This window comes from Campylobacter sp. CNRCH_2013_0671h (assembly GCF_025773055.1).
Classification (GTDB): domain Bacteria; phylum Campylobacterota; class Campylobacteria; order Campylobacterales; family Campylobacteraceae; genus Campylobacter_D; species Campylobacter_D lari_D.
The window spans coordinates 306,848-315,756 of sequence record NZ_JAKMTG010000001.1; the positions used below are offsets into that span (position 1 = coordinate 306,848).

At 28.6% G+C, this 8,909-nt stretch carries 3 protein-coding genes, 1 tRNA gene and 1 pseudogene; 2 read left to right on the forward strand and 3 right to left on the reverse strand.

Annotated features, from left to right (window positions below):
• Positions 1-6: 6 nt before the first annotated feature.
• Positions 7-2,508, reverse strand: a complete 2,502-nt coding sequence (locus L8X97_RS01585) for an AsmA-like C-terminal domain-containing protein (RefSeq protein WP_263662471.1) — start codon at positions 2,506-2,508, stop codon at positions 7-9.
• Between L8X97_RS01585 and mltG the strand changes: the two genes are divergently transcribed.
• Positions 2,495-3,448, forward strand: a complete 954-nt coding sequence (gene mltG, locus L8X97_RS01590; RefSeq protein WP_263662472.1) for an endolytic transglycosylase MltG — start codon at positions 2,495-2,497, stop codon at positions 3,446-3,448. The genes L8X97_RS01585 and mltG overlap by 14 nt on opposite strands.
• Here the strand turns inward: mltG and L8X97_RS08365 are convergent.
• Positions 3,449-4,969: pseudogene (locus L8X97_RS08365) on the reverse strand (DNA translocase FtsK); the annotation flags it as partial.
• A 1,361-nt stretch (positions 4,970-6,330) separates the two neighbouring features.
• Positions 6,331-8,556, reverse strand: a complete 2,226-nt coding sequence (gene flgL / locus L8X97_RS01600) for a flagellar hook-associated protein FlgL (protein WP_263662473.1) — start codon at positions 8,554-8,556, stop codon at positions 6,331-6,333.
• 158 nt (positions 8,557-8,714) lie between these two features.
• On the opposite strand from flgL, the gene L8X97_RS01605 reads away from it, so the two are divergent.
• Positions 8,715-8,801: transfer RNA gene (locus L8X97_RS01605), tRNA-Leu, on the forward strand.
• Positions 8,802-8,909 lie beyond the last annotated feature (108 nt).

Consider the following 8,909-nt stretch of genomic DNA (forward strand, 5'->3'; position numbering starts at 1 on the left):
GTGGTATTATTTAACTAAATTTGTCGGTAATTCAAAAATATTTTTTATCAAATGATAAGGAAGTTGCAAACTTTGTGCGATAAGTTGAGTTTTAAACTCGGGATTATCAATTGTTCCACCTAGTTTAATTTGTGTGCTAATTTGCCTGTCTTTGCCTAATATAATTTGATTGATAATTGGAACTTTAGAAATAACCGAACTAGCTGATTTTAGCGTTCTAAGCTCTAATAAACCATCCACTTGACTACTTCTTAAATTGATTTTAGCTTGACCTAAAATATCTGCACTATCACCATTAAAATTTAGCGCATCTATTTCAAAAAGATCTTTTTTGCGATTAAAACTTATACCAGCATTTTCTACACTAAAACCTTTTTCATTAAAAGTTGGGGCTTTAAATAAAATCAAACTAGGTATGGTATCAATAAAACTTAAGAGTTGCTGATGAAATTTTAAATCTTTTAAATAAGTATCTTTAAATAAAAATTTGCCTTTAAAAAAATCAGTACTATTACCATCTACATAAAGATTAAACTCGCCTTTTTCAAAAACATTTTGACGCATAAAAGTATTTAGAAAATCATCATCCATTTTTAAAGCTCTAATTTGCATTTGATTTTCTTTAAGCAAAAGCTCAAATTTAGACTCATTTCTATTAGCCCAAGCTTTTATATAGTCTTTTTTGATTTTAGCATTAAATTGATCAAAATCTAAAGTTTTGTTAAAATCTTTTAAGATCAAATCTATATTTTTAGCACTGATATTATAATTTGAATTTTCAAGATTATCTAGTGTGTTTTCTGTATCTTGTTCTGAAAATAATAAATTAACATTATTTAAAGTAATGTTAATATCATCATTGTCTTTTTGTGCAAAAACACTACCACTTGCGCTAGTTAAATTAAAATCTTCTCCTTTTATTTTTATACTAAAACTATCATACTCATAAGGATTATTATCCTTATAGAGTAAAAATGATTCAAAAGTAGTATTATTTATATCTACATCAAAATCTTTAAAATTTAAAGTATCTAATGACAACTCTCCATCATGCACATTATTTTTTTGCATTAATTTAGAATAAGTCTTATACTTTGCAAGCTTAGCAACATAAACAGACATACCTTGATCAAAATTTAAAGTCGTAGTAAGCTCTTTATTATATAAACTGATATTTTTATCATAGTTAAGATCTAAATCAAGAAATTTATTTTCCATTTTTAAGCTATCTTGTGGTAATTTTAAATTTGCTATAAAGGTCTTAAAATCACCTTTTTTTTGCTTTAAATCAATACTTGCATTAAAATCACCGCTGATTAATTCACTTTGTACACTTGCATTTTTAATCTCTAATTTATCTTTTTGTAAATCAATATTTGCTTGTATGATTTTAAAGTCACTTATATTTATATTAGAATTTGCAATATCAAAATTTCCTTTATATGAAATTCTTTCAGGGTGTTCAAAAGGAATTTTTAAAATTAAATCAGTCTTTGCAACACCATTGTTTTGTAAAAATGGTAATTTTATATCATATAAACGCAAAATTTTATTCACTCTATAATCAGCTCTAGCATTGTCACTTTTTATGCGTATATAAATTCCTGCTTTTTCATTTAGCATATTGTCTATATAAATTTGACTTTGATTAAGATTGTAATTGTTAAAATATAATTTATCATAGATAAATTCTAGTTTTTGTTTATTAAATTCAAGCCTTACAAAAGGACTAATGATAGGATCTATACCTTTATCTAAAACCACTTTCAAGTTATTTACATAACCTTTAGCACTAATATCATTCAAATAATATCTATGTTTTCCAAAATCTGCAAAGCCATTTAATTTCTCTATAAAATAAAAATCAGCCTTTACCTTACCGCCCACCCAAAGAGCAAGATTAGAAGGCAAATGCACTCCATTTTCCACTAAAATATCAAAAATTTTTGAAATATTATTTGAGCTTATATTTTCTAATTCATAAGCAATCTCTTCTCTTTTAAGTGAGAATTTGACATCACTTTTTAAAAAATCACTATCAATTTCTCCTTTAAAAGTATAAAATTTTGTCTTAGGATTGATAAGTAAAGAGCCAACTACACTAAGGTTATGATCTTTTAAAAGAAAATTATCAATATTAGCTTGTATATTTTTATCACTAATTTTTAAATTGACTTTTACTAAAAGATTTTTACTGTTTACAAAAAATAGATTATTTTTATAAATTAATTCCACGGGATAGTTATTAACAAAAATTTCATCTATATTGATTTCTTGAAAAAACCAATAAATATATTTTACATCTTTGATAAGCTGTACAGCTTTACTCGCACTAGTTTCATTTTGAGTGTTTTGATTTTGAGAATTTACTATAACTTTTTTTGCATTTAAAATGAGTTTTTTATCTAATTTAATATATAATTTCTCCAAATTAATAGAAGAAATTTCTAATTTTTCTATGTAAATTCCATTTTTGAGGTAAATAAACAAAACAATGAAAAGTATCATAGGTAATGCTAAAAATTTAAGAATTTTTTTAATATGTTGTGATTTGATTTTAATTTTTCTTTTATCCATTTTTTACTATCTACTTTTACCTATAAAAACAAACTCTGTAGTTTTTATACCACAAGGTTCTGTTAGTAAGATTATAACGCAATTAGATAAAAATAACTATAAAATGAGCAATATTGACAAATATACTTTATATTTTTTAGGCCATCCACAATCTGGCTGGATAAATATAGGCACAAAAGAACTAAATAGAGCTGAATTTTTACATAAGCTTACCGTCGCTAAGGCAGCACTTGAAACTATTACTTTAATTCCTGGGGAAACGACTGAAATTTTCTTTGAAGAATTAGCACCAAAGTTAAATTTAAATACCAAAACCTTAATGCAAGAATTTTACAAACAAAGCCCTTTTAAAGAAGGTATGCTTTTCCCCGAAACTTATAAAATTCCAAAAGGCATTACAGAAGAGCTTTTAGTAAAATATCTTTTGGCTTACTCTGCAAGTGAATTTAAAAAACTTTCTTATAAAATTTTTAGAGAATACAATGAAAAAAAATGGCATGAATATATCATCATTGCTTCCATTATACAAAAAGAAGCAGCGAGTAATGAAGAAATGCCTATAGTTTCATCTGTGATTAGAAATCGCTTAAGAAAAGGCATGAAGCTTCAAATGGATGGGACATTAAATTATGGAAAATACTCTCATGAAAAAATCACTCCACAAAGAATAAGATCAGATAATAGTTCTTACAATACTTATAAATTTAATGGCATACCAAAAGAAGCTGTGTGTAATGTTTCATTTGAAGCTATTAAGGCGGCTATTTTTCCTGCTAAAACAGAATATTTATACTTTGTAAGAGATAAAAAAACCAATAAGCATATTTTTACCTCTACTTTAAAAGATCATAACAAGGCAATAAGAAATTGATTATAAAATTTCTCTTTGGCCTTTTGCATCAGGTTCGCTTAAAACACCTGTTTGTGAAAGTTGTTCTATAATATTTGCTGCGCGGTTGTAGCCTATTTTTAAGCGTCTTTGCAAATAAGAAATACTAGTTTTTCTATCTTCTAAGATTACAGCCTTTGCTTCTTCATAAAGTTCATCTAAATCTCCATCATCAAATTCACTTCTTTTATAAGCTCCATCTTGACTATCATCTTTTAAAAAGCTCTCATCATATTCTACTACTTGTTGAGCTTTTAAAAACTCTACAATATTTTCGATTTCATTTTCACTTGCAAAAGGTGCGTGCAAACGCACTAAACCACTCATACCAGGAGGAGTAAATAAACAATCTCCACGCCCTAATAAACTTTCAGCCCCCATAGAATCTAAAATAACCTTAGAATCTATCTTTTGCCCTACTTTATAAGAAATTCTACTTGGTAAATTTGCTTTTACAACACCAGTAACAACATCTACTGAAGGGCGTTGCGTGGCTACGATCAAGTGAATTCCACTTGCTCTTGCCATTTGTGCTAAACGACCTATATAAAACTCTACATCCTTACCTGCTGTCATCATTAAATCAGCCAACTCATCAATAATCACTACAATAAATGGTAAAATTTCTCCACCTTGTTCTTTGATCTTTTCGTTGTAATTTTCTATATTTTTAGTTTTTGCTTCAGCCATCAAACGATATCTGCGTTCCATTTCAGCCACCATATTTGATAAAGCATTTACCGCCTTTTTAGGATCAGTAATTACCGGTGTAAGTAAATGTGGAATATCATTATAAATACTAAATTCAAGCATTTTAGGATCTATCATCATAAGTCTTAAGGTTTTTGGCGAATTTCTATAAAGCAAAGATAAAAGCATAGAATTTATACCCACACTTTTACCACTTCCTGTAGTTCCTGCTATTAAAAGATGAGGAAGCTTTTTAAGATCTGTGATGAAAGGATCGCCTACTATATCTTTACCTAAAGCTATAGTTAAAGGTGAGCTAGAATTTTTAAATACCTCACTTTCTAAAATTTCTCTTAAGTAAATCGTATCGATTTTTTCATTTGGAACTTCAATTCCCACTACATCTTTACCTGGAATCGGAGCTTGAATTCTTATAGTTTGAGCTTTTAAAGCCATAGCTAAATCATCTTGTAATGATAAAATTTTACTTACTTTAACATCTGCTGCTGGGCGAAATTCAAAAGTAGTTACAACAGGACCTGTGTAAGTTCTAACTACATCTCCACCTATTTTAAAGCGTCTTAATTTTTCCAATAAATCATAAATTTTTCTATCTATTTCTTCTTCATTTATCTCGCTTTTGCCTTCTTTTGGCATAGTTAAAAAATCTAAGGGTGGTAAAGAAAAATCTTTTGGTTTTTCAAAATTCCCAAAGTCAAGATCTTTTAATAAAGCTTTATTTTCACTCACTTCATTAGTGATAGAATGGTGTGTTTTATTTTCTATTACTTCTATTATAGGCTCTTGGGTAATCTCAAATGGAATTTTTTCTTCTTTAACTTCATTTTGTGCTTCTTCTACTACAAAAGGACTTTCATAGTTTCTTTTACTTCTTAGCTCTTCTATACTAATAGGCTTGGCAAAATCATCTTCACTAAAATCAAGTTCTTTTACTTCATTTTGCGGAATAAAATCTTCATCTTTAAATTCTTTTACCCCTAAAAAGCTAGTTTTATTTTGAATTTTTTTAAACTCAGCTTCTTTTTGTGCTTCTATAGCATTTAATTCTTCAATTTTTTTAAAATCCTCATTAAGCTCTTCTAAGATTTTTTCTTTTTGCAAGGCTTTATATTCTTCTAGCAATTTAGCTTTTTGTAGCATTTGCTCACGCTCTTTAAGCTCTTTGGCAAACAAAGAATTTTCTTCTATCACCTCTTCTTTGTTTTCGTTTAAATCCATATTGCGTCTTTTATAGCTTGGTTCATCTAAATTTTTACTTTTTAAAGTTTGAGTATAAATATCTTCACTTTTATTTTTGTATTTTAATAAATACTCTTCAGGGGTCATTTCATCTTCCTTTATATTTATTTGACTAGCTTTTTGAGCAAAACTTGCAATAGGTTCTGAAAGCTCATGAATATAACTTGAACCTAACTTTTTATCCTCTTCACTAATCACAACCTCTTCTAATTCTTGATTTTTTAAATCTTCAAGATTAAATTTTTTATTCTCTTGGATTTCTTTTTTTGGTAGCTCTTTTTCCTTGATAAGTTCTTCTGTTTTATCTTTAATTAAAAGCTCTTGTTTGAGCTTTTCTTGCTCTTCTTTAGTTTCATTTTCATACTTATCGCCACCAAAAAAGCCAAAAATTTTATTTTTAATTAAAGTTTCAAGTTTTAAATAAAAATCAAAATCAAGCTCTATTTTAAATACCTCTTTGATAATTTGCGGAAAAGAAATACTAAAAGCAAAAGCTAAAAGCAAAATCACCAAGATTAAACTTCCTATTTTTCCAAAAAGTCCATCTAAGATTACAAACATAGCAGAGGCTATATAGCCTTTATCTTGCAAGAACGCTGAAGCAAAAATAAGTGAAGCAAAAATACAAGCAAAAACAGCCACACTAAATCTACGCTCTATAAGTTCAAAATTATAGTTATTTTTATACAAAAGATAATTAAACCAAAAAAAGACAAAAGGGTAAAATTTAGTCAATGATCCAAATAAAAAATAACTAAGTTTTGCCAAGGAATACCCTATAATACTTACTAAAGCTTGATCGGGTATCAAAGCACTTAAGCAAAAATAAAAAATAAAAATATTAGAAATAACAAAAATAGCTTCTTTTTTTATAATATATCCTTTATAAAGAAAAAAGCTATTATATCAAAAAATTATAAGTAGTTTAATAAACTAATTTGAGAAATTTTAGAAGTAGCCGAAAGCATAGCTTGATAAGATACCATAGTTTGCATAAACTGCATATAAGTTTGCCCATAATCAGCATCAGTTACACCGCTTTTAATAGAAGCTACATTGATATTTAAAAAAGTCATTCTTTTATTTGTCTCTTCTATATTATTAGTGTAAGCTCCTATGGTTGTTTGCATTTTTCTAACATGATCTTGCAAATGATCTATTCTTTCTAAGGCACCTTGCAAACCTGTATTTCTAGGATCACTTCCTTCTGAATCAGCCCTCATACTGCCATTTAAAACAGCATCTATCATCTCATCTAAATCTTTAATCAAATCAACATTTGGATCATCAATAGTTAAAGAATTATTTGCACTAAATACAAAACCTGATCCATCGCGTATTTCTCCTGCTGGAGGAAAACCGCTATTTGAATTTGAATCTTTAATAGTAAGACCTATATTAGTGTTACTTGAAAATTTATCAGTAATACTTATACGACCTTTATAGTCCATACTAACTTCAACAAAACCTTTAGAATCATTTATATTTTGTTGAATGGTTTGAAAATCTCCATTGTTGATAGTACCATTTGCATTTGCATTTATAGTTGCTGTGGGAACATTATCACTTGCAAACATACCGATAATATCATTTAACTGGCCATAAGTAATATCTTCAGGTCTTGTTTGCATACCCACTGCATTACCTGTGTTTTCATTATATTGAGAGTGAGTAATAGGAAAACTTATAGTTTGAGTAGGATCGTTTGGATCAGGGTAGCTTACTCTTGAGTTCTCCAAATCAATAGTTACCTTATAAGTTCGTCCGCTTTTGGAAGCAATTTCCATTTGAAGTTGTTGACCTTGCATACTTCCATTGGCATTTGCTACAACTTCACTTAACTTTGTACTATCAGTAGCATATTCACTTGTACCTTTAATCACTTGAGAAACATTGCCAAAAACAGTATTTCCATCTTTTTCAAAAGGCACATCATAATTAGCCCCATTAGTTTTATCACCATTGATGTTACTTTTAATAAAATCTGTTTTGTGTAAGTCTATGTTAAACTGCTTATTACCTACTGTTACTTGTATTGGACTTTGAGCATTGTTTAAATTACCATCTTTAATTGCTGCATTCATAATACGCTCTGTAACTTGAGCCATTGTAATACCTTCGGCTTTAGCAGCATCACTTAAATCTTTAATTTGAGTCGGATCTAAAAGTTGTGGAGTCATAGCAACAGCATGAAAATCTAAAGAACTACTTCCTTCTTTTAAACTCTTTATTTCTATCTGCCCGCTATCATTTAATGCTACTTTAACAACCTCATTTCCCTCTGTATTTCCATATAATCTTCCAATATTTTTTAATACATCTTCAATTTTTGCATCAGGATCTATATCTAAAGTAGCTTTAAAACTTGTTCCATCAGGTCTAACACCTTGAATATACATAGTCGAATGCGGGAAAGAGAGTTTTTCATCATAGCTATCACCAAAATGCTCATCGGGCTTAAGTTCTCCATTTTGAACATAGTTTTGGCCTATTAAATGTGAAAACTTAGATTCTCCGGTTAAAAATTCTTTTTTGTCCGGATAACGAGCATCAGTAAAAGAAACATTTGTTGAAATAATTTTATTGATATTTGAATCAGGCTTAAAAAATAAATCCCATCCAGGTATATTATAAGGAATTTGGGTGCCAGCACCACTTACTACAAAAATATTATCTTTATTCCCAGTATAATTTCCATAATTATCAAAAGGTTTATTTGCACTATTTGATCCTGCAAAGAGATATTGCCCATTGATACTAGTATTAGCAATATTTACAATAGAATCTCTTACAAGTTTGAGTTCTTTTGCTATAGCCTCTCTTGATTCTTGAGAATTACCATCACTTGCAGCTTTTGTGAGTAATGTTTTAAATTTTTCTAAAAGTTCTGTGATATTTTTCAAGGCAGTATCTGTGTTTTTTGCTAGCTCCATAGCAGATTGAGTTCCTTGAACTATTTGACCTATGTTTGCCATCTCATATTCTAATCTTGAGCCATTAATATAAACATTTGCATTTTCCCAAGAATGCTGAATAAGCTGACCTGTTTGTAGCTGCAAATTATATTTATTAAGCAAAGACTGACCATCTGTGTAGTTTTGTATAGAAGTGTAGTAATTATACTGATTGCTAATTCTCATTATTTTGCTCCGCAAATAAATTTTTTAATTATTTACAAGCAAAAAAAGTTCCAAATTTTAATGATATTTAAATTTTTTATATAAAATATTTTATATTGTTTTAATTTTTTTTTAGTATAATCCCATATTCTATTTAATTATTTTAAAACTTTCAAAAAGCCCGAGTGGTGAAACTGGTAGACGCGCCAGACTCAAAATCTGGTAAGGGCAACCTTGTGTCGGTTCGAGTCCGACCTCGGGCACCATTTGTTTTTTACTCCCAAGTGTTATTTTTTGGCAAATTATATTCAAAATATTAAAAAAGAGTTTTTATTTTAATTAACAAACCACACCTGCTAAATCTACCATTTACT